The following is a 19,011-nucleotide window of genomic DNA, read 5'->3' as shown; positions in this document are numbered from 1 at the left end:
GGTGGCGGCTGTGCGGAATCAGGCGTACTTCTCGGCGGCGGCGCGGCGCTGCCGCTTGCCCAGGGGTGCCAGGGAGAGGTCCTCGGCGGTGGACCTGAGGTTCTTGTAGGGATAGCCGCGCTGGGTCAGCCACGCCTTCGCCGCCTCTTCGGCGCGTTCGGTCGCCTCCAGGATGTCCTCCTCCTCTTCGCCCGAGTCCAGGAAGCGGAAGGTGAAGGCGGACCGTGCGGCCAGGTCGTAGCTGAGGTGCCCCTCCGCGGTGAACGCCGCGCGCAGCACGTCGTGCTCCGCCGCCCGGGCCAGGAGCTCGGATCGCTGGTCGGCGCCGAGGCCGTCGAAGACACCGCGCACGGTGACACGGAAGGTACGAGTACTCATTCCGCGACCCTAGCCAGTGACGCCCCCGGGGCTCCAGCGCATTTGCGTCCGCGGCGTCCCACGGGCCGGGCGCCGTCGCACGGTGTCGGGGCGGGGCACCGGCCGAGTGCGTCCCGGGTGTCGTGGACGCCCGTGCGCCGCCGCGGCGAACTGCCGCGGGCTGCGCCGGGACGGGCGCGCCCCTGCCTCGGCGTCACCATGAGTGAACGCTTACCCTGCACAGGTGGAGAGGCGGCCGCAGGAGAGGGGAGCCGGAGCATGACAGGCGACCGACCGGGCGCGATCGGCGGCGCACCGAGTGCACCCCACCCCATCCCTCCGGGTCAGCGCCGAGTGCAGGGCTGGCCCGTCTCGCACTACGGCCCGGTACCCAGGTTCCGCCCGGAGCGCTGGGACCTGCGGGTCTTCGGGGCCACCGCCGCGGGCGAGGAGCGTGCGTGGTCCTTCGACGACCTCACCGCGCTCCCGCACATCACGGTCGTCGCCGATCTGCACTGCGCGACGGGCCCCACGTCGACGGACCACGAGTGGTTCGGCATCGCCGCCGCGACCCTGCTGGACCTGGCGCGTCCGGCCCCTGAGGTCACCCATGTGATGGCCTGGGCCGAATACGGCTACGGGGCCAACCTCCGCCTGGCGGACTTCACTGCCGAGCGGACCCTGTTGGCCACCCACCACAACGGTGAGCCACTCACCGCCGAGCACGGCTTCCCGCTGCGTCTTGTCGTGCCGCACCTCTACGGCTACAAGAGCGCCAAGTGGCTGCGCGGCATCGAGTACATGACCGAGGACCGGCGCGGTTTCTGGGAGGAGCGCGGTTACCACAACCTCGCGGACCCCTGGAAGGAGCAGCGGTACTCCCACCAGGAGCAGGAGGGCGACGGCCCGGCCGGGTGACCGGCCCGGCGGCGTCCGCGACGCACGGCCGGCGGAACTCCCCGGACCTCGCGGACGGGGCTCACGGTGGGGGACACCGTCGGCGGGAGGTCATCATCATGGGGAGATGATCCGCGGCGTCGGGAGAGCACATGGATCTGCGGCAGATGGAGGTCGTGGTCGCGGTGGCGGAGGAAGGCGGCTTCACCGCGGCGGCGCAGCGGCTGCATGTCGTGCAGTCCGCCGTGTCGAGCACGGTGCGCGCGCTGGAGCGTGAGCTGGGAACGGCGCTGTTCGACCGCACCACGCACCGGGTGTCGCTGACCACGGCCGGCGAGGCCTTCGTACCGGCGGCGAGGGCGACCCTGCGGGCCGCCGAGCAGGCCCGGTCGGCGGTCGACGTGGTCCAGGGACGGCTACGGGGACGGGTGACGGTCGGCACGATGCAGGGGGTGTGGGCCGATCTTCACCTCCCGCTTGCCGCGCTGCGGGCGGAGCATCCGGAGGTCTCGGTCCGGCTGCGGCAGGCGGCGGTGACCGACATCCGCCAGGCGCTGCGCGAGGGCACGGTGGATCTGGCCGTGGTCGCCCTCGACCGCCAGCAGCAGCGCGGGCTGGTCACCCGGCTGCTGTCCCGCGAGGAGATGGTGCTGGTGTCCGCGCCGGAGCGGGCGCTCGCCGGGTCCGGCACGGAGGGGACGGTCACGCTCGCGGACGCCGCGCGGCTGCCGCTGGTGGACTTCACGCCCGGCTGGGCGATCCGGCTCTCCGTCGACCGGGCGTTCCGTGCGGCCGCCGTCGAGCGCGAGCCGACCTTCGAGGTCAACGACATCGTGGCGGCGTCCGAGCTGGTCCGCAACGACCTGGGCGTCTGTGTCATGCCCGGCTCGATCGCCGCCCGGTTCCCCGACCTGCGGACGCACCGGTTCGACCGGCACGCGCCGAGCTGGAAGGTGATGGTGGTCCGGCCGCGGGGCGAGGCGCCGCCGGCCGTCGCCGCACTGCTGCGGCACATGACCTGAGTGGAGCCGGCGCCGCTCGTCACGCCGTGCGCGCCCGTCCCTCGACGCACCCTGGGCACACTCATCTCTCTTCGAGATGACAGACATCTTCGATCATCGTCAGGACGGGGGAAGCAATGCGGCCGCCGCAACGCTGAGGCAACCATGCGAACGACATGGAAGCCGTTCCGCCGCCACCCGGTCCGTCCCCGAACCGTCCACCCGGTTCCCCTTTCCGAGAAGGTGCCCGTGTCCGTATCCCCCGAACTCAAGCGCTCGGACCCGACCGCCACCGGCACGACCGCGCAGGGCGTGCCGGGATGGCTGGTCGCCCTCTTCGCCGTCGCCTCCGGCATGACGGTGGCCAACCTGTACTACGCCCAGCCCCTGCTGTCCTCGCTGCGCGACGTCTTCCACGTCGGCACGGCGGCCGCCGGCGGGCTCATCACCCTCACCCAGGTCGGCTATGTCCTGGGCATGCTGTTCCTGGTGCCGCTCGGCGACCGGCTGGAGAAGCGCAAGCTGATCACCGTGCTGCTGACGGTCACCACGCTCGCCCTGGTCGCGGCCGGTCTCGCCACGAACTTCCCGATGCTGCTGATCGCGTCCCTGATCAGCGGCGGCACCTCGGTCGTCGCCCAGATCCTGATCCCCTTCGCGGCGAGCCTCGCCCCGGATCACGCCCGCGGCCGGATCGTCGGCCGGGTGATGAGCGGCCTGCTCACCGGCATACTGCTCTCCCGCACCCTGAGCAGTCTGGTCTCCGACGTCGCCGGCTGGCGCGTCGTCTACCTCGGCTCCGCCGTCCTGATGGCACTGCTGGCCGTCGCCCTGCGCGCCGCACTGCCGCGGCACGCGCCGACCACGACGATCCCGTACACCCATGTGCTGCGCTCGACGCTGCAACTGGTGCGCACCCACCCCGTGTTGCTGCGCCGCGGTCTCTACCAGGCGGCGATGTTCGGTGCGTTCAGCGCGTTCTGGACGACCGTGTCATACGTCCTGACGGGCCCCCACTTCCACTACTCCCCCGTCGGAGTGGGCCTGTTCGCCCTGGTGGGTGCCGCCGGTGCGGCCGTCGCCCCGCTCGCCGGGCACTGGGCGGACCGGGGTCACGTACGTCCCGTGACCGGCATCGCGTTCGTCGTCGCGGCCCTGGCCTTCGCGGTCGCGGGCTTCGGTCAGGGGTACGTGGCCCTCCTCGCGGTGGCCGCGGTCCTGCTCGACATGGCCGTCCAGACCACACTGATCCTCGGCCAGCACACCATCTACCAGCTCGACGCCAACGCCCGCGCCCGGCTCAACAGCGCCTTCATCGCCACGTTCTTCGTCGGAGGCGCGCTCGGGTCCCAGTTCGGGTCGATCGCGTACCACGCGGCGGGCTGGACCGCCGTCAGCATCCTGGGCACCGCGCTGCCCGTCCTGGCCCTCCTCTACTGGACGACGGAGCGCCGTGCCGCCACCGCCGCGGCCTGACCGGCACGCTCAGGACGACCGGACGGACCGGCCGGCCGGACACAGGTCCCGACGCGGCTCGCACCGCCTGTCAGGAACCGGCTTCCTTCCTGAGGAAGTTGCTCACCTGGCAGGCGAGGCTGTCCCCGCCGAGGTCGGCGCGGGTGTCGGCGTCGGCCGAGCCCTCGGACAGATCGATACCGCCCGCCCAGAGGTACCGGTCGGTCCACTCGTCGTCGACCTTCAGCTGGATCTGGATGTCCACCCGGGGCAGTGACGCGTCCGGACCCGCGGCGTAGAGGACCGCGGTGGCCCGGCGCAGCGGGTAGACGTCATACCCCTCGATGAACTGGGAGTTGCGCCAGTCCAGGAGGGCGCTCTCGCCGTCGGGGCCGATACGGATGTCGATCTGGCCGTCTTCGAGGTGGATGCCGAAGTGTTCGCCGGCGCGGTTCTCGACGGTCACACGGCAGCGGAAGTAGGTCAGTCCTTCGGCGGCGTCGTCGCGTCCCCGCGGCGGCTCCGCCGTCTCCACGCCGTGGACGCGGACGCGCAGGCCGGCATGCTCGTCGTACTCCTGCCAGTCCCCGACCACGTTCGGCTCGTGCACAGTCCACCTCTCCACCTCAGAGAGCTGTTTCCTATCTGTGCCCTCAAGTGGGTGTCAAATGAGCCGAACATGCCGTGGCCAGCGTTTTTGCCCTCGTTGATCGGCGATCAAGCCGTGCCCAGCCAGAACCTGGGCCCGTGCCGTCGAGGGACATTTCCGCGCGTGCTGCACATCACGTTTCTCAGGCGTCGCGGCGCACCGCCCGGGTCCGCTCGTCGAGCGGACCCCGACCGGCGTCGCGACGCCGCTCTGAGGCGGTCTTCCATGATCGAAGATCATCACCCGTGGCGGTCAGCGGGACGCGGGGAAGCCCAGGTCCGGGCCGGCCGCGGTCTCGGCCGGGTCCGGCCAGCGGCTCGTGATGACCTTGCCGCGCGTGTAGAAGTGCACGGCTTCGCTGCCGTACATGCGGTGGTCGCCGAAGGCCGAGTCCTTCCAGCCGCCGAAGGAGTGGTAGCCCACCGGCACGGGCATCGGCACGTTCACCCCGACCATGCCGGTCTCGACCTCCAGCTGGAACCGGCGGGCCGCGCCGCCGTCGCGGGTGAAGACGGAGCCGGCGTTGCCGAACGGGGAGCCGTTGATGATGTCCATGGCCTCCTCGTAGGTCTCCGCGCGGACCACGCACAGGACGGGACCGAAGATCTCGTTCCGGTAGGCGTCCGAGTTGGTGCTCACCTTGTCGAGGAGCGAGATGCCCATCCAGTGTCCGTTCTCCAGGCCCGGGACCGTGAAGTCCCTGCCGTCGAGCACCACGTCGGCTCCCTGGGCGGCCGCGCCCGCGACGTAGGCGGCGACCTCGTCGCGGTGTGCCTTGGTGACGAGCGGGCCCATCTCGGACGTCGGGTCGTTGCCCGGACCGATCCTGACCTTCGTGGCCCGCTCGGCGATCCGGGGCACCAGCGCGTCGCCCGCCGAGCCGACCGCGACCACCACGGAGACCGCCATGCAGCGCTGGCCCGCGGAGCCGAAGGCCGCGGTCGCGGCGGCGTCGGCGGCCGCGTCGAGGTCGGCGTCGGGCAGTACCAGCATGTGGTTCTTCGCCCCGCCGAGGGCCTGGACGCGCTTGCCGGCGGCGGACGCCCTGCTGTAGACGTGGCGGGCGACCGGCGTGGAACCCACGAACGACACGGCCGCCACGTCCGGGTGGTCCAGCAGCGCGTTCACCGCGATCTCGTCGCCGTGCACGATGTTGAGCACACCGGCGGGCACCCCGGCCTCGGCCGCGAGTTCCGCGAGGAGCATGGATGCGGAAGGGGCTTTGCTGCTCGGCTTGTGGACGAAGGTGTTCCCGCAGGCGATCGCCATGGGGAACATCCACATGCTGATCATCGCCGGGAAGTTGAACGGTGAGATCCCGACGATCACACCGAGCGGCTGACGGACGGACGCCACGTCGATGCGGCCGGACACCTCCGTGGACGTGTCGCCCTTGAGCGCCGTGCCGAGCCCGCAGGCCAGTTCGACGATCTCCAGGCCCCGGGCCACCTCGCCCAGCGCGTCCGCGTGGACCTTGCCCTGCTCGGCGGTGATCAGCGCGGCGAGGTCGTCGCGGCGCGCGTTCAGCAGCTCGCGGTAGCGGAAGAGGATCGCGGTCCGCTGCGCGAGCGAGGACGTGCGCCAGGCGGCGTACGCCTCCTTCGCCGCTGCGACCGCTGCGTCGACCTCGTCGGCGCCCGCCGTCGCGACCAACGTGGTGACCTCTCCACTCGCCGGATCGGTCACCGGGCTCCAGGTGCCGGAGGCCGTTGAACCATCCCCGTAGTGCTTGCCACCGATCCAGTGGGTGACGGTCTTCATCGGCGGAACTCCTTCGCTGAGGGTGGGGGCGGGGCCGCGAGGTCGTCGTCGGTGGACCTCGGGGGCCTCGACTACGGCCGGTCGGTCTCGGCCACGGGCACGTCCCACCAGGTCTGCGGGCGGGACCGCCGGTTCAGCATCCCTCCGCGCAGAGGCCGACAACGGCTTCGGAGCCCCTCGCGGCCCGAAGTGCCTCACCCAGGTCCCGTTCCGTCGTGGCGCGGATCACTCGTACGCCGGGGCAGCCCCGTATCCCCATCAGCCCGCGCGGCACGGGGCGGCGGGCGCCCTCGTGAGGGAGAGGCCGGTGTGCCCGGCAGGGTGCACGTGCAGCGGGCCGGGCCGATACGGGCTTGGAACGGGCGGGGGCGCCGTGCGGCTCGACCACAATGGACAAAAGAGGACTTTCTTGCGCAAGTCTTCCCTCGGTCTTACCCTTGGCCGAAATGAGGCTCCCCTCATCAGGGCATGCCGAGTCGCCGACACTCCGGCGGCCCGGACAGCGCAGGCCCTCCCTGCGGGCCCCTGGTGCTCGCGTGCCTCGTAAGGGCGCTCGCCCCCACACCGGCTACCGATGGCTGTTTCGTGAGTCGTCGGTCGTGCGGGACGAACGCAGCGGCCGCGGTGGAGCAGCGCGCGGGAAACGCTGCCGCTCCTCCGGTCGCCCAGACGCACGGCCATGTGCGCGCGATGGACCGCGCAGGCCAGTCGTCCCAAGGATCGCCGTAGCGGAGATACAGATGGTGGACCATGCCGGGCGTCGTCGTACCAGAGCCCTCAAGAGCCGCTCTGAGCACCGCCAGAGCCGCGCCGGGACCGCTCGCTTCGACGAGACCCCACGGTTTCTCACACGCACCGCCCGGCTCCTGCGCCTCGTGTACACGGAGCGCCGCTCGGCCCCGCCCCGCACGGCGCGATCGGCTCGCATCCGGGCTGCGGGGCACGCCGTGACAGCCAGCCGTTACGGCCCGTTCCTCTTCGCGATCGCCATGATCGCCGCGATTCTGGGCTTCGGCTTCATGCTGCCCACGTCCGAACACCTCGGCTCACTCATGGCCACGGTTCCCGCGGCAACGGCCGCGCTCGCCGGAGCACGGGTCACCGCGACCATCGCCGGCCTCTCCTGTGCGGCGTCCGTCGTGCTCGACGCGCACGACGGGCTCTACGGCACCTCCACGTTCGTCGTGCACCTCGTGTCGATCGCTCTCGTCTCGCTGTGCGTCATCACCTTTCGCGCCCTGCGGGAACGGTCCACCCGTGAACTGCTCGGAGTACGGGCCGTCGCCGAGGCGGTTCAGCGCGTCCTGATACGTCCGATGCCACCGTCCATCGGTTCGCTGCGCATTCGGGCGGAGTACCGGGCCTCCCACCCCCAGGCGCGCGTGGGGGGCGATCTGTACGCCGTCGCTTCCGCCGACGGCGCGGTCCGCTTCCTCATCGGAGACGTCAAGGGAAAGGGCCTGGCGGCTGTGGACGACGCGGCCGCCCTTCTCGGGGCGTTCCGCAGTTCATCGCGCCGGACACCGTCTCTGGCCGAGCTCATGGCCCTCCTCGAGGAAGCTGTGCAGGCCCACTTCGAGGAGGTGGCCGCCACCGACCCCGATGTCGCGGAGCGATTCATCACCGCGCTCCTCCTCGAGATACCCGCGGACGGTTCGTGCGTGAGAATGATCAACTGCGGCCACCCTCCGCCCTTCCTCGTCGAGGGCGGCGCGGTCCGGTCCGTTCCGGCCCAGCGGCCCGCGCCGCCCCTCGGTCTGAACAGCAGTGGCACACAGGAATACGCCACGACCGTGTTGCCGCTGGCCGAGGAAGCGCTGTTGCTCCTCTACACCGACGGCGTCATCGAGGCCCGTGACCCGAAAGGCAACTTCTTCGACCTCGAGGACCGGCTCACCGCATGGCAGGGCAGCGACCCGGATGAGCTGCTCCCGTACATCCTCGACGGTCTGACCGCTCACGTGGGCGGGAACATGCGCCTGAACGACGACGCCGCCATGGTCACGGTCAGGCGCCTGGGCGGCGGCACCGTCCGGCGGCAGCACGACGGCAGGGAGATCGGCCTGGCCACCCTGGAGAACCCGGCCCGGGTGGGATGCGGCTGACCGGCCGCGGCAGACGGGCCCCTTGACCGGCCGCGGCCCGGACGGACGGTGACGGCGAGGCCCCGTACCCCCGTGGAGGGCTGCTGCCCAGATGGTGTCCGCGCCGCGTGCAACGGTGATCGGCGCGGCGTGGGACCTGCGATGCTGAGATCATGCTGAGAGTTCAACTGCAGCCCTTGAGCACCGCGGTGGGGCAGGTCGTCGTGTGCGAGGTCGACGGACCGGGCAGCGCTCCGCACACGCACGTCTACGTGGCCGTGGTGACCAGGCCCGAGCCTCACTACGGGGGCAGTCCTCTCGCGATGATCCTCACGATCCATCATCCGAACGAGGCCCCGGGCTGGCTTCGTGAGGACCCTCCGCCGGGTGTGACCTGGCTGCGTGATCCACCGGACCCCACCGTCGCGAACGTCTATGCCCGCCCCTCCTTCCGGGTGCCAGGAGTCCCACAGGACAGGCCCGCCGTGCAGGTTGGGCGCCAACTCGTCGGGGAGGGACTGCTCGGACGGCATTCGACGTCCCGGTCGGTCCGGGGAAGTCAGTGGGCCGAGGCGGTCGGCGGAAGGGTCCCGCCTGTCGAGGACGAGGCCGTCGCCGCGGGGTTCGACTCCTGGGCGGAACGCGAACTGGACAGGCTGGAGCGGCAGTCGTGGTGGCACGACCTGTAGGACGGAGGTGTCGTCCGGTCTCCTCTCCACAGAGACCGGCTCCCTCTTCCCGAGGGGCCGGCGTCGAGCCGGGCGCGGGCACCCGCGGTGTCTTGGCGGCACCGCGACCCAGGTTCTCGTGCCCGCACGCGCACAATGAGGACGTGGTCGACGGACGCCGTATCCGCCGCCGTGCGGCCCCTGATCCCCATCGACGCCTTCGGGCAGCAAGGAGAAGGGAATGACCAGCGACACTCGTGACTGGCTGTTCTTCACCGGATGGCTCCTGACCGGGTCCTGCTACGGGCTCGCCCTGCTGACCGTGTTGTCGATCGGGGTGTTCATCCTGCCGATCCCTCTGATCGCCACCGTGGTGCTGGCGACGCGACGGGGGGCCCTTCGATGCCTGCCCGGTCTGGTGTCCAGCGCGAGCCTGCCGCTGTTCCTTCTCGCCTACCTCAATCGACATGGCCCCGGTACCTACTGCACCGCCTCCGCCGACGGCGGGAGCTGCACCGAGGATCTGCTCGACCCGTGGATCCTGCTGGCCGCCGGCCTGCTCGTCCTCGCCGCTGGAATCGCACTGTTCCTCAGGATTCGGCGCCGGCCGGTCACCACCCACGTGCCGGGTAACCCTGCGTAGCGTGGCGAGCAGGACGGGTAAGGGTGTGTCGTTCTTTCCCCGGGTCGGTGTGCGCGTCGGGTCTGTCAGCGACTCCGCCGGCGCCCTGGTGGTGCAGGACGCTGTGTCGCCGAGGGGAACGGGCCCGAGGACGATGCGGTTCTACCATCGCGGTTCATGGCGACTCCCGACTGCTACGCGTGCGGCATGGAAGCAGAGTTCGACGACCTCCCGCCACGCGAGTGCGTGGCACACGACCGACTCTGGCGGGTGGCCCACGTCTTCGACACCACGGTGCGTGGCTGGCTGGTGCTGCTGCCCCGACGCCACGTCACCGCGGTTCACGACCTCACCGACGCGGAGGCATCCGCCCTGGGGGTGTGGCAGGTCAGGCTCTCCCGGGCTCTGCGGAGCGTGACCGGTTGCGCCAAGACGTACGTGGTCCAGTTCGCCGAAGCGGAGGGATTCGCGCACGTGCACTTCCACATCGTGCCGCGCATGGCGGATCTGCGACCAGAACATCGCGGGCCGGGGATTTTCGAGCTGCTTCGTGGACCGGAGCAGGAGCGGGTGACGGCTGAAGAGGCGGACCGCGTAGCCCACTCACTGCGAGCTCGCCTTCATGAGCACCAGAACACTCGTCAGCCCGATCAGATGAGTTGAGCCGGAGCCCGCGAGCGGAGATGAATCGCAGGTCGGCTGGTTAGGGTCGGAGGCATGACCACATCCCTTGCCGGCAGTTCCTTCGACTCGCTCCGCCTCGACGCCGTGCCGGACCAGGAGGCGTTGCGCCGGGTCTACGAACTCCCCGGCGCCGCGGCCGTCCGCAAGCAGATGACCGAACTCACCGAGCAGACACGGCGGTTGATCAGCTGCTCATCGCTGGTCCTGGTCGCCAGCGCGGACACCGAGGGCAACTGTGACGTCTCCCCGCGTGGCGGCCCCGCCGGGTTCGTCGCCGTCCTCGACGCACGGACCGTGGCGATACCCGACGCGACCGGCAACAAGCGTCTGGACACCCTGCAGAACGTCGTCGCCACCGGACGGGCCGGTCTGCTGTTCCTCGTCCCGGGGCGCACCACGACGCTCAGGGTGAACGGCCGGGCCTGCGTCTCCACCCGCCCTGACCTGCTGTCGCAGCTGACCGCCGTGGGAAAGCCGCCGGCCAGTGCGCTGGTGGTGGGGATCGAGGAGGTCTACCCGCACTGCCCCAAGTCGCTGATGCGCAGCGGGGCATGGAAGCCGGAGCAGTGGCTTTCGGCGGACGCCCAGCCGACCTCCGCCGAGGTGACGCTGGCCCAACTGCGGATGCCGGAGCTGACGATCGCCGACATCGAGCGGACGGAGGCGGACTCGCTGAAGTACCGGTACGAGTAACGGGCCGAACGGCGCCCACCGGACCACCAGCCGGCCGGACCCCAGGTCGAGTGTGCGGCCGGCGAGCGGGCTGTTCTCACCCCTGTACGCGGACTCTCGCCATCCGAATCGACCGGGACGCCGCGGCCCCCACCACCCGCCCAGGGGCCATGGCACCTGAGCCCACAGGAGTCACGTGTCCGGGAGTCGTCGAGGCTCCGCGTCAGGGCCGGGGGGCGAGGACGCAGAGTTCGTGGCCCTCCGGGTCGGCCAGGCACGTCCACGGGACGTCGCCCTGGCCGAGGTCGAGGTCGGTGGCACCGAGGGCCCGCAGCCGGGCCACCTCCGCCGCCTTGTCGTCGCCGGGGTACGGCAGCAGGTCGAGGTGGACGCGGTCCGGCACGGTCTTCCCGCCGGGCGCGCGGAGGAACTCGAGATACGGGCCGACGCCCTTGGCGGAGCGCCACACCGCATGATCGTCGGTCACCTCGTGCAGGGTCCAGTCCATCGCCTCGTCCCAGAACCGGGCCATGGCCCGCGGATCCACGCAGTCGACCACCACCGCGGCGATCGGCCCGGTGTCCCGGTAGATCTCCCGCGGCTCCAGCACGCAGAACTCGTTGCCCTCCGGGTCGGCGAGGACCGTCCACGGCACCTCTCCCTGACCCACGTCGACGGGCGTCGCTCCGAGAGCCTGGAGGCGCGCGACCAACTCCGCCTGATGGGCCGCGGAGGTGGTGGCGAGATCGAGGTGCACCCGGTTCTTCGTCGCCGTCTTGGGTTCGGGGACGGTCACGACGTCGACGCAGACGGCAACCGGGTCCGGCCAGACGAAGCCGCCACCCGGTTCGACGTTGGTCACACCGGGTTCCTCGCTGGAAACACTCCAGCCGAGCGCCTCCGCCCAGAACCGGCCGACCGCCGAGTCGTCAAGAGCCTTCATGTTCACCTGCACAGGTCGCAGCGCCATGCCCGCGATCCTATGTTCATGGCGGGACCGCACGGCGTCCCGGGACTCCCCGCGGCCGGAGGACCATCGTCTGTCGGTTGGCGCTCCGTACGGTCACCGGGAATCGACGCCCGTTACGACCCGCCAGCACTCCACGGGACCATGGCTCGTCCCTGTTGTCTCCATCATCGAACGACAGTTGTCACAACGCTACTTGCTCTGATCACGACCAGGTCACTAGAGTTCACATCCGAACCTTTGCTCGGGTGTTCGCTCGTTGGGAGTGACGGCGGAGGGGCACCGCCCGTCGGCGTTTCGGCAGGCGGGTGGAGGAAGAAGGAGCTCGCCTTCGTGGCGTCCCACCGTCGACCCAAGCAGCCGAGCCGCACCCGTGTGACCGTGCTCACCACCGTCGCGGCGGCCGCTGTGGCCCTCAGTGCCAACGCCGCCAACGCCGCGCCCAGCGAGAAGCCGAGCAAGGACGCGGTCAAGGCGAAGGTCGACGCCCTCTACGAGCAGGCGGAGCAGGCCACCGAGAAGCTCGACGGGGCCAAGGAGAAGCAGGACAAGCTGGAGAAGCAGATCAGCACCCTGCAGGACAACGTCGCCCGCGGTCAGGAAGACCTCAACGAGCTGCGGGACGCTCTCGGTTCGATGGCCAGCGCCCAGTACCGCACCGGCGGCATCGACCCCTCCGTGGCGCTGTTCCTCTCCTCGAACCCGGACGACTACCTGGACAAGGCGTCCGCGATGGACCAGCTGAGCGGTCAGCAGGTCGAGGCGCTGAAGAAGGTCCAGGAGAAGCAGCGCGAGCTCGCCCAGCAGCGCCAGGAAGCGTCCGAGAAGCTCAAGGACCTCTCCGACACCCGCGCCGAGCTCAAGAAGAAGAAGCAGGAGGTCCAGGGCAAGCTCGCCTCCGCACAGAAGCTCCTCAACACCCTGACCGCCAAGGAGAAGGCGGCTCTCGCCGCCCAGGACCAGGAGCGCGCCACCCGCGCCAGTGAGCGCGTCGATCTCGGCAACTCCAAGGCTGCCTCCGGGCGCGCGGCCGCCGCGTTCGCCGCGGCCCAGAGCGTGATCGGCTCCCCGTACGACTACGGCCACGCCGGCCCCAGCACCTTCGACTGCTCAGGCCTCACCTCCTGGGCCTACGCCCGGGCCGGCGTCTCCATCCCGCGCACCTCGGAGGTCCAGGCCAACGCGGGCACCCGCATCTACTCGCAGAGCGATCTGCAGGTCGGCGACCTGGTCATCTTCTACGGGGACCATCACCACGTCGGGCTGTACGCGGGTGGCGGGCAGGTGCTGCACGCCCCGCACAGCGGCGCGCTCGTCCGCTACGAGTCGATCGGCAACATGCCGTTCCAGTTCGGAGTCCGCATCTGAGCCGTACCGCTCGAGCGGATGCCACCGACGACCCTCCCTTCGCACGGCGAACCATCCGGCGTCGATGACGCAGGAGAGCGGCCGGGGCGTGCTCGCCAGGAACCGGCCGCCGGTCGGCCGGCCCGGCCCGGGAGGTTCAGCCGCTCAGGTCTGGCATTGCTTCGTGGACGCGTGAGACCAGTTGCTCCAGGCGGCACCGTCGGCCCGAGCGTGTACCCGGATCTCCACCTTCACGGGGCCGCAGACCCGGGTGGTACTTCCCACCTCGGCGGGACCGATGGCTTCGCCTGCCCTCACGTAGGCGCGTCCGCTGCCCAGTTTCACCCAGTGGCCGCCGTCGACAACACGGAAGAACGCCTCGTACGAGACGTTCAGCCCTTTGGTTCCCGTGTTACGTGCCTTGATGTGTGCCGTGATCTCTCGGGTGGGGACTCTGCCGACAGATCCCCGCTGGGCGCCCCAATGAGCAGCGGTGGCCTTTGATATGACAGGCGTTTCCGCGCTCGACGAATGGCATTCCGCCCACCGCCGGGGAGGGGCCGGACCCACCACCGTGACGCGGTCGGCGATCCCCTCGCGTCACGGTCGCCTGCGGTGACCCGCCCCAGCTGTCGGCGGGTCAATTCCACTATGGCAGCGCGCAGTTGCGATCATTGCCGGAGTCCGTGCGGCACGTCACTCGATCACCATGGTCTCCGCCGGGCTCGGCACGCAACCGGCGCTCCTATGCGTTCCCCGCCCGGCCCGCGCGGCCGTGGGCGTCCGCCTCCGTGCCCCCCCTGTGTGCCGGACCTGTTGCAGACGTACCGGTACGTCACCGCGCATAGACGCGGCCACCGGGGCCGCACCACTACGCCCCCACAACCGGACAGCCCGCCAGCACACTCCCGCCGTGCGGGCTGTCCGGCGACACTGGGGGAATCGGTCCTCCTGGAGGGAGCGGCATGCGCACCGGCCCTTGTTCCGAGGTGCGGGGATGACCCTCCACCTGCCTTCGCACCACCCCCTCCACCAAGCTCTCCGACAGGCCCTCGCCCAGTGCCGGACCCTTGTCGTCGAGGGCCCCGACGGCATCGGGCGTGGCGCCCTGATCGCCGAGCTGGCCAGCCGGGGATTCCTGGTCCGGCGCGCGAGCGGACCGCTCCACCATGCGGACCCCACCCAGCCGTACCGCGAACTCCTCGCCGCGCCCGGTCGGTTGGCCGTCGACGGCAGCCTCGTCCACGAACTGGTATACGGACCGCTGCGCCGCGGGCGCTCCCGGGTGACCTGGATCCAGGCCCTCGATTTCGCCGAGGCGGTGGCGGAACGCGACGGGGCCCTTCTTCATGTGACGGGCGAGACGGACGGCACCGAGGCCGTGGAGGGATTCGGACGCGCTCTGCGAACCCTCGGCCAGCACGTCCTCGTCATCACCCTCGACGCCCGGGGCATCGGCGACCCGGTCCGCGAACCCGCCCGTGCACCCACCGGCAACCAGGCGCACCCGCAAGGGAATTGACGGTCGGGGGACGACCGGTCGCGTGGCGAGAGGAAGGAGACACCGCGTGGCGGGCAGCAGGCCGGGCTCCGATCAGGAGTACGGCCCCCGAGTCGGGCGTCAAGCCCCCTGCACCGGCTGGATGTTCTGGTTGACCCGGAAGAGGTTGGCCGGGTCGTAGGCGGCCTTGGTCCGGGCGAGGCGTGGGTGGTTCCCGCGGTAGCCGGCCCGTACCCTCTCCTGGCCTTCGTCCATCATCATGTTCACGTAGGCCCCGCCCGCGGAGTACGGGTGCAGGGCGTCGGAGTACTCGACGCTCCACCGCTTCACGAGTTCCGCGTTGGCCGGGTCGGAGTCGACGCCCGCGAAGACGGAGGCCCAGCCCGTGTCGCGATAGCCCCAGGCGGTGTCCGTCGGCGCGACGTCGTGGACGGCGCCGTCGATCGGGTACAGGTGCATCCCCGATTTCCAGGTCGGCGGCTCGGCACCGAACCTGGCGTGCAGCGCGACGGCCTCGTCGGGGATCTCGTCGACGAAGTCCGCGCGCCAGTACCACTGGTCACCGGGGGGATAGACCGCGTCGAAGGCGGACTGCAGCACGGGGTGGGGCATCGGCGCCGGTGCGTGCAGCAGCGGCGCGGGCAGCGCGGAGAGGAGGGGCGCCATCTCCGTGGCCGCGAGCTCCGTGTCGTCCCCGACGCGGCACCACATCACGCCGCAGATCCTGCGCAGATGGGTCTCCTCGGGGAACGGCGGGCCGGGCGGGACGGATCCGAACATGAAGAAGCCGTTCAGCTCGCGGGGGGCGTGCGGGATGAAGTCGCGGTAGGCGGCCAGGACGTCGGCGCCGAGTTCGGCGGGCCAGAAGGTGGGGCCGGCGACGACCGTGCTCACCTCGTGCAGCCGGAACAGGAACGAGGTGACGACGCCGAAGTTGCCGCCGCCCCCGCGGATCGCCCAGTACAGGTCGGGGTTCTCGGCGGCGCTCGCCCGCACCTGCTCGCCGCTCGCCAGGACGAGGTCGGCCTCCAGGAGGTTGTCGACGGTCAGGCCGTGGGCGCGGGTGAGATGGCCGAGGCCACCGCCCAGCGTGAGGCCGCCGACGCCCGTCGTGGAGACGATGCCGGCGGGTGTGGCCAGGCCGTGCTCGTGGGTGGCGCGGTCGACCTCGCTCCACACACAGCCGCCGCCGACGCGTGCCGTGCGGGCCTTCGGGTCGACCTCGACGTCCTTCAGCGGTGCGAGGTCGAGCACCACGCCGTCGTCGCAGACTCCCAGCCCCGCGCCGTGGTGGCCCCCGCCGCGCACGGCGAGGGGCAACCCGTGGTCGCGGGCGAAGCCGACGACCGAGGAGACGTCGTCGGGGTCGGCGCACCGCGCCACGAGTGCGGGCCGCCGGTCGATCATCCCGTTGTAGACGGTGCGCGCCCGGTCGTACCCGGCGTCGTCGGGTCCGATCAACCGACCCTCGAAACCGGTCAGCTCCTGTCGCGCTGCCTGTGCCGGTGCGATGGACATGTGCATCCCCCGGGTCCGGGGACGGGTGCGGGGCCCCCGGTGAGCGGGGGCCTCGTTCCAGTGTCCCTCCGCTGGGCGCGCCGCGCCCGTTCTGCGCGGGGGCCGCGCCCTCAGCTGCCGGCGGCGGCCCGGGGGGACCTGGACAGCAGCAGCAGGCTGCGGGCTTCGAGCCGGACGTCGGTGTCGGCCTTGCGCTCCCGCTCGTCGGGGAGGACCGCCGGATCTGCCGTGTCGATCCGTGCCGTCCATCGCTCGCCGTAGTCGGGACCCGGAAGGCGGAAGACGACCGGCTCCCAGTAGCTGTTCAGGAGCAGCAGAAAGGAGTCGTCGACGACCGGGCCGCCGTACGGGTCGGGCTCGGCGATCGCGTCACCGTTGAGGAAGACGGCGACGGCGTGTGCGTCGGCGCGCTGCCAGTCCGCGTCCGTCATCTCGTGCGCGTCCGGCCGCAGCCACACCAGGTCGGGCAGCGGCTGACGCTCGTGCGTGGCCGTGTCGCCGAGGAAGAAACGGCGGCGGCGCAGAACGGGGTGGGCGGCGCGCAGCGCGACGGCACGCCGGGTGAACTCGATGAGTTCGCGCTGCTCGTCGTCCAACCGCCAGTCGATCCAGGAGAGTTCGTTGTCCTGGCAGTAGGCGTTGTTGTTGCCCCGCTGGGTGCGGCCCAGTTCGTCGCCGTGCGCGAGCATCGGGATGCCCTGGGAGAGCAGCAGGGTGGCGAGCAGGTTGCGCTGCTGGCGGGCGCGCAGTTCGAGGATTCCCTCGTCGTCGGTGGGGCCCTCGGCACCGCAGTTCCAGGAACGGTTGACGCTCTCGCCGTCCCGGTTGCCCTCGCCGTTGGCCTCGTTGTGCTTGTCGTCGTACGAGACGAGGTCGCGCAGGGTGAATCCGTCGTGCGCGGTGACGAAGTTGATTCCCGCGCGCGGCCTGCGCCGGTCGTGCTGGTAGAGGTCGGCGGAACCGGTCAGGCGGGAGGCGAACTCACCGAGCGTGTGTTCGCCGGAGCGCCAGAAGTCCCTTACCGCGTCCCGGTACTTGCCGTTCCACTCCGACCACAGGGGCGGGAAGTTGCCGACCTGGTAGCCGCCGTCGCCGAGGTCCCAGGGCTCGGCGATCAGCTTCACCCGTCCGACGACCGGATCCTGCTGGATCAGGTCGAAGAACGCCGAGAGCCGGTCCACGTCGTGGAACTGCCGGGCGAGCGTGGCCGCCAGATCGAACCGGAATCCGTCGACGTGCATCTCCGTCACCCAGTACCGCAGCGAGTCCATGATCAGCTGCAGTACGTTCGGGTGCCGCGTCAGCAGGCTGTTCCCGGTGCCCGTGGTGTCGTAGTAGTGCGCCGGGTCCCCCTCCACCAAACGGTAGTAGGAGGCGTTGTCGATGCCGCGGAAGGAGAGCGTGGGGCCGTTCTCGTTGCCCTCGGCGGTGTGGTTGTAGACGACGTCGAGGATCACTTCCAGGCCCGCCGCGTGCAGCGCCTTGACCATCGACTTGAACTCGGTGACCTGTTCTCCGCGGGTGCCGTGCGCCGCGTAGGCGTGGTGCGGGGCGAAGAAGCCGATCGTGTTGTAACCCCAGTAGTTGGACAGTCCCCTGTCCCGCAGGAAGCCGTCCTGGGTGAACTGGTGGACCGGCATCAGTTCGACCGCGGTCACACCGAGCGAGGTCAGATGCCCGACGACCGCCGGATGGGCCAGGCCCGCGTAGGTGCCGCGCAGTTCGGCGGGGACGTCCGGGTGGGTGCGGGTCAGCCCGCGCACATGGGCCTCGTAGATCACCGTCTCGGCGTACGGCCGCAGCGGTGGCCGGTCCTCACCCCAGTCGAAGGCCGGATCGGTCACCACGCCGAGCATGGTGTGCCCGGCGCTGTCCGCGGGATCGGGCCCGTCGGCCGCCCGCTCGTAGAGCGAGGCGTCGTTGTCGATCTGCCCGTCGACCGCTTTCGCGTACGGGTCGAGGAGCAGTTTCGCCGGATTGCAGCGGTGTCCGGCCGCCGGGTCCCACGGTCCGTGGACCCGGTAGCCGTAGCGCCGTCCCGGCCCGACGTCGGGCAGTCGGCAGTGCCACACGTATCCGTCGACCTCGGTCATCGTGACGGTGCGCGAGGCACCGTCGTCATCGACGAGAACGAGGTCGACCCGTTCGGCGGCTTCGGTGAACAGGGCGAAGTTGGTGCCTTCGCCGTCGTATGACGCCCCCAGCGGGTACGGGCGTCCGGTCCAGGTGCGCACGTGATCACCGTACGGCGGTCACGGCCTCGGTGTCCTCCCGTGCCGCCGCGAAGGCGGGTACGGGCAACGACAGCGCCCGGGGCATCCGGCACGCCTCCCGCAGGCTCGGCACGGGGCCGGCCGGGACCAGTGGAGCGCGTTCGGCGGAGCGGGCCCGCCAGGAGAACCAGATGATCTTGCCGCCGGCGCCCGTGGCACAGCAGCCCCAGTTGTCACTCAGGGCGGCGATTCGTGCGAGACAGCCCTGGGGTGCGTTGTGCGGGCGGATGTCCTGGTCGTTGTCCGAGACGGCGGTGATGAGGTGCTTGCCGTTCCACCACATCTCGACGGTCGTGTTCTTGTCGGCCGAGTGCTGGGCGATGGTGTCCAGCAGCGATTCGGCGCAGTGGCAGACGGACTCGACGAGGAACTCGAGGTTCCAGTACCGGAGATGGGCGGCCAGAATGCGTCTGACCTGTCCCACTCGGTCCGGGCTTACCTCGACGTCGAGGTGGTAGTAGCAGGGAACTGCAGGTTTCATCTTCGTTGGCTCCTCACCGGCGAAGCTCCCGCTCCCTCTCCCGCCCTTTCCGGACGAGCCCCGAATACGAAGCG

General features: G+C 70.7%; 17 protein-coding genes. 10 read left to right on the top strand and 7 right to left on the bottom strand.

Annotated features, from left to right (window positions below; genetic code table 11):
* Window positions 1–18 precede the first annotated feature (18 nt).
* Entirely contained in the window at window positions 19–378 is a 360-nt protein-coding gene (locus tag OG199_RS39675; protein ID WP_356809408.1) for a DUF6204 family protein, read from the bottom strand.
* 258 nt (window positions 379–636) lie between these two features.
* Here OG199_RS39675 and OG199_RS39670 point away from each other — a divergent pair, with 258 nt between their 5' ends.
* The 3 genes from OG199_RS39670 (at window position 637) to OG199_RS39660 (ending at window position 3,731) form a co-directional block, all read left to right on the top strand.
* Complete coding sequence (locus OG199_RS39670) at window positions 637–1,275, top strand: sulfite oxidase-like oxidoreductase (RefSeq protein WP_401803632.1); 639 nt, start codon at window positions 637–639, stop codon at window positions 1,273–1,275.
* A gap of 131 nt (window positions 1,276–1,406) precedes the next feature.
* Window positions 1,407–2,276, top strand: a complete 870-nt coding sequence (locus OG199_RS39665; protein ID WP_356808814.1) for a LysR family transcriptional regulator — start codon at window positions 1,407–1,409, stop codon at window positions 2,274–2,276.
* A gap of 228 nt (window positions 2,277–2,504) precedes the next feature.
* Window positions 2,505–3,731: an MFS transporter gene (locus OG199_RS39660; RefSeq protein WP_405833706.1), complete on the top strand. Its 1,227-nt coding sequence runs from the start codon at window positions 2,505–2,507 to the stop codon at window positions 3,729–3,731.
* Between the two features lie 70 nt (window positions 3,732–3,801).
* Here OG199_RS39660 and OG199_RS39655 read toward each other — a convergent pair whose 3' ends face one another.
* Window positions 3,802–4,320 (bottom strand): hypothetical protein, encoded by a 519-nt coding sequence (locus tag OG199_RS39655; protein ID WP_356808816.1) that lies wholly within the window; start codon window positions 4,318–4,320, stop codon window positions 3,802–3,804.
* Between the two features lie 291 nt (window positions 4,321–4,611).
* Complete coding sequence (gene mmsA, locus OG199_RS39650) at window positions 4,612–6,120, bottom strand: CoA-acylating methylmalonate-semialdehyde dehydrogenase (RefSeq protein ID WP_405833704.1); 1,509 nt, start codon at window positions 6,118–6,120, stop codon at window positions 4,612–4,614.
* 947 nt (window positions 6,121–7,067) lie between these two features.
* On the opposite strand from mmsA, the gene OG199_RS39645 reads away from it, so the two are divergent.
* From OG199_RS39645 to OG199_RS39625, 5 genes are all read left to right on the top strand, one after another.
* The gene (locus OG199_RS39645; protein WP_356808818.1) at window positions 7,068–8,225 is read left to right on the top strand and encodes a PP2C family protein-serine/threonine phosphatase; all 1,158 of its coding nucleotides are present in this window, start codon (window positions 7,068–7,070) and stop codon (window positions 8,223–8,225) included.
* A gap of 152 nt (window positions 8,226–8,377) precedes the next feature.
* Window positions 8,378–8,893 (top strand): hypothetical protein, encoded by a 516-nt coding sequence (locus tag OG199_RS39640; RefSeq protein WP_401803638.1) that lies wholly within the window; start codon window positions 8,378–8,380, stop codon window positions 8,891–8,893.
* A gap of 220 nt (window positions 8,894–9,113) precedes the next feature.
* Window positions 9,114–9,515 carry a hypothetical protein gene (locus OG199_RS39635; protein WP_356809577.1) on the top strand — a complete coding sequence of 134 codons (402 nt, stop codon included), beginning with the start codon at window positions 9,114–9,116 and terminating at the stop codon, window positions 9,513–9,515.
* Between the two features lie 156 nt (window positions 9,516–9,671).
* Complete coding sequence (locus OG199_RS39630) at window positions 9,672–10,157, top strand: HIT family protein (RefSeq protein WP_405833701.1); 486 nt, start codon at window positions 9,672–9,674, stop codon at window positions 10,155–10,157.
* A gap of 54 nt (window positions 10,158–10,211) precedes the next feature.
* Complete coding sequence (locus OG199_RS39625) at window positions 10,212–10,871, top strand: MSMEG_1061 family FMN-dependent PPOX-type flavoprotein (protein ID WP_356809575.1); 660 nt, start codon at window positions 10,212–10,214, stop codon at window positions 10,869–10,871.
* 202 nt (window positions 10,872–11,073) lie between these two features.
* Here the strand turns inward: OG199_RS39625 and OG199_RS39620 are convergent, their stop codons facing one another.
* On the bottom strand, window positions 11,074–11,820 hold the full coding sequence (locus OG199_RS39620) for a VOC family protein (protein ID WP_356809574.1): 747 nt from the start codon (window positions 11,818–11,820) through the stop codon (window positions 11,074–11,076).
* 330 nt (window positions 11,821–12,150) lie between these two features.
* Between OG199_RS39620 and OG199_RS39615 the strand changes: the two genes are divergently transcribed.
* Together OG199_RS39615 and OG199_RS39610 are read left to right on the top strand one after the other, a co-directional pair.
* A complete protein-coding gene (locus tag OG199_RS39615) occupies window positions 12,151–13,185 on the top strand; it encodes an NlpC/P60 family protein (RefSeq protein ID WP_405833698.1) in 1,035 nt (344 codons plus the stop codon).
* Window positions 13,186–14,161: 976 nt separating this feature from the next.
* A complete protein-coding gene (locus OG199_RS39610; protein ID WP_405833696.1) occupies window positions 14,162–14,686 on the top strand; it encodes a hypothetical protein in 525 nt (174 codons plus the stop codon).
* A gap of 99 nt (window positions 14,687–14,785) precedes the next feature.
* On the opposite strand, the gene OG199_RS39605 is transcribed toward OG199_RS39610, so the two are convergent.
* From OG199_RS39605 to OG199_RS39595, 3 genes are all read right to left on the bottom strand, one after another.
* Window positions 14,786–16,183 carry an FAD-binding oxidoreductase gene (locus tag OG199_RS39605; RefSeq protein WP_405833694.1) on the bottom strand — a complete coding sequence of 466 codons (1,398 nt, stop codon included), beginning with the start codon at window positions 16,181–16,183 and terminating at the stop codon, window positions 14,786–14,788.
* A gap of 110 nt (window positions 16,184–16,293) precedes the next feature.
* Window positions 16,294–18,417 carry a glycogen debranching protein GlgX gene (glgX, locus tag OG199_RS39600; protein WP_405833692.1) on the bottom strand — a complete coding sequence of 708 codons (2,124 nt, stop codon included), beginning with the start codon at window positions 18,415–18,417 and terminating at the stop codon, window positions 16,294–16,296.
* A gap of 4 nt (window positions 18,418–18,421) precedes the next feature.
* Window positions 18,422–18,937 carry a pep a2 gene (locus tag OG199_RS39595; RefSeq protein WP_356809523.1) on the bottom strand — a complete coding sequence of 172 codons (516 nt, stop codon included), beginning with the start codon at window positions 18,935–18,937 and terminating at the stop codon, window positions 18,422–18,424.
* Window positions 18,938–19,011 lie beyond the last annotated feature (74 nt).

The organism is Streptomyces sp. NBC_01176 (genome assembly GCF_045039825.1).
GTDB lineage: Bacteria > Actinomycetota > Actinomycetes > Streptomycetales > Streptomycetaceae > Streptomyces.
This window is presented reverse-complemented; position numbering and strand designations above follow the sequence as displayed.

Coding starts and splice junctions, on each gene's coding strand:
- OG199_RS39675 (WP_356809408.1), bottom strand. CDS start 378: ATGAGTACTCGTACCTTCCGTGTCACCGTGCGCGGTGTCTTCGACGGC.
- OG199_RS39670 (WP_401803632.1), top strand. CDS start 637: ATGACAGGCGACCGACCGGGCGCGATCGGCGGCGCACCGAGTGCACCC.
- OG199_RS39665 (WP_356808814.1), top strand. CDS start 1,407: ATGGATCTGCGGCAGATGGAGGTCGTGGTCGCGGTGGCGGAGGAAGGC.
- mmsA (WP_405833704.1), bottom strand. CDS start 6,120: ATGAAGACCGTCACCCACTGGATCGGTGGCAAGCACTACGGGGATGGT.
- OG199_RS39640 (WP_401803638.1), top strand. CDS start 8,378: ATGCTGAGAGTTCAACTGCAGCCCTTGAGCACCGCGGTGGGGCAGGTC.
- OG199_RS39635 (WP_356809577.1), top strand. CDS start 9,114: ATGACCAGCGACACTCGTGACTGGCTGTTCTTCACCGGATGGCTCCTG.
- OG199_RS39630 (WP_405833701.1), top strand. CDS start 9,672: ATGGCGACTCCCGACTGCTACGCGTGCGGCATGGAAGCAGAGTTCGAC.
- OG199_RS39625 (WP_356809575.1), top strand. CDS start 10,212: ATGACCACATCCCTTGCCGGCAGTTCCTTCGACTCGCTCCGCCTCGAC.
- OG199_RS39620 (WP_356809574.1), bottom strand. CDS start 11,820: ATGGCGCTGCGACCTGTGCAGGTGAACATGAAGGCTCTTGACGACTCG.
- OG199_RS39610 (WP_405833696.1), top strand. CDS start 14,162: ATGACCCTCCACCTGCCTTCGCACCACCCCCTCCACCAAGCTCTCCGA.
- OG199_RS39605 (WP_405833694.1), bottom strand. CDS start 16,183: ATGTCCATCGCACCGGCACAGGCAGCGCGACAGGAGCTGACCGGTTTC.
- OG199_RS39595 (WP_356809523.1), bottom strand. CDS start 18,937: ATGAAACCTGCAGTTCCCTGCTACTACCACCTCGACGTCGAGGTAAGC.